Raw genomic sequence first — 1,692 nt, 5'->3', positions numbered from 1 at the left:
TTCAGAATTCACGTCGCCATGGCTTTAGGAGGAAAGGGGCTGGTTCTCATGACGGGTTCGGTGGCCGACGTTCGCGCCGGAGTATCGGCCGGGGCGGAGGAAGCCCGATCGCGAGGGCTGTTGGTGTCAGAGGTGGTCATCCCACGGCCATCCCGAGAACTCTTCGCCGATTACCTTTGATCCGTCTGGAAACGGCAAATTCTGGGCGAGGATTTCTTCACCCCGAGCCGGCCGTCCAATGCGGCGGCGTTTCCCCACTCAAAGACCGCGTTACAATAAGGAAGGCGAAGGCCTGGAGGTGGCATCTTGTCCGGTTTCCACAGCCGCTGGCCCCGCTTCCTGCCACCGTATCGAACCTCTGCCGATTTCCGTGAGCCATGGACGTCTCTGCCCAAAGTTGCCACATTCCGGTGATGCCTCAGGAAGTTCTGAAATTCCTGGATCCGCAACCTGGGCAGGTCATCGTGGACGCCACTTTAGGAGGGGGTGGACACACACGGCTGATCGCTCAGCGCGTTTGGCCGGGGGGGGCCGTCATTGCATTGGACCGGGATCCCGCAGCCGTCCATCGCGCGGAAAAGAACCTGGCGGCCTTGCCGGTGCGAATTGTGCAAGGGGATTTCCGAGATTTGCCAGAAATATTAGACGAGCTGGATGTAGAAACGGTGGACGGCATCTTGCTCGATCTGGGGATGTCGAGCGATCAGTTGGCTGATTCCAGCCGCGGCTTCAGCTTCCACGCCGATGGACCGCTCGACCTGCGGTTCGACCCGTCCTCCGGGGAACCCGCGTGGACACTCATCAATCGGATGGGGGAAAAAGCCCTGGCCGATCTTATCTATCGATATGGGGAGGAACGGTTTTCCCGGCGGATTGCTGCCCGAATTGTGGAAGAACGCAAAAAGAGCCCGATCAAAACGGCGCGCGATCTGGCGGAACTCATCTGCCGTGTTGTACCTCGGCATCGGTCGGGTGGCATCCATCCTGCGACTCGCACCTTCCAGGCGCTGCGGATTGCCGTCAACGATGAACTGGGCGCGTTGGAAACGGCCCTACGGCGTTATCCCGACGTTCTCCGGCCTGGAGGACGCCTTGTGGTGATCAGTTTCCATTCGCTGGAAGATCGGCTGGTCAAGGAGGCGTTCAAGTCGGATCCCCGATACACGGTCCTCACCAAGAAACCGATCACGCCGAGTGAAGAAGAAGTAGCGGCCAATCCGCGGGCACGGAGTGCCAAACTGCGGACCGCAGCGCGAACGTGAAGACCTCACACGATTTGTTGTGGTACGTAGGACCCGGCACCTCGAACTCTGGAGGGACCAGTTCGTCTGGTCCGCACATTGGACGGACCTGCTTGTCAGGTCCGCGCGTCAACCTTCGATGATCCATCCCGATTCACTCGCGTTTCGGTAGGGGCAATTCATGAATTGCCCCTACCAGGTCGGAGGGACCCGCTCGTCGGGTCCGATGAACACCGATTGATGATCCATCCCGGTTCACCGGGCACGACAAGCGTGCCCCTCCGATTTTTCGAAAACCCTTCGCGCCGGAACATCCCTCGGAGGGCCCTGCTTGTCAGGTCCGTTTCCCCCTCGGAGGGACGTGCTTGTCACGTCCGTCGTTTGACGTTGGATCATCAACTGTCTTTCCGCGGGGACTAAAGTCCCGCGCCGAAAGCGGGGCTAAAGCCCC

The 1,692-nt window shown here is 60.0% G+C and carries 2 protein-coding genes; both read left to right on the top strand.

Going from position 1 to position 1,692, the window contains the following annotated elements:
- Positions 1–180 (top strand): BMC domain-containing protein (locus tag H5U08_RS17955; RefSeq protein ID WP_297036267.1); only part of this gene is annotated, 180 nt, incomplete at its 5' end.
- 197 nt (positions 181–377) lie between these two features.
- Positions 378–1,262, top strand: coding sequence for a 16S rRNA (cytosine(1402)-N(4))-methyltransferase RsmH (gene rsmH, locus H5U08_RS17950; RefSeq protein WP_297036264.1), 885 nt, complete (start codon positions 378–380; stop codon positions 1,260–1,262).
- Positions 1,263–1,692: the final 430 nt, after the last annotated feature.

This window comes from Thermogutta sp., assembly GCF_014359955.1.
Classification (GTDB): Bacteria; Planctomycetota; Planctomycetia; order Pirellulales; family Thermoguttaceae; genus Thermogutta.
This window is presented reverse-complemented; position numbering and strand designations above follow the sequence as displayed.

Excerpts from the sequence above, each read along its gene's own strand:
- rsmH (WP_297036264.1), top strand. The coding sequence starts at position 378 with ATGGACGTCTCTGCCCAAAGTTGCCACATTCCGGTGATGCCTCAGGAA.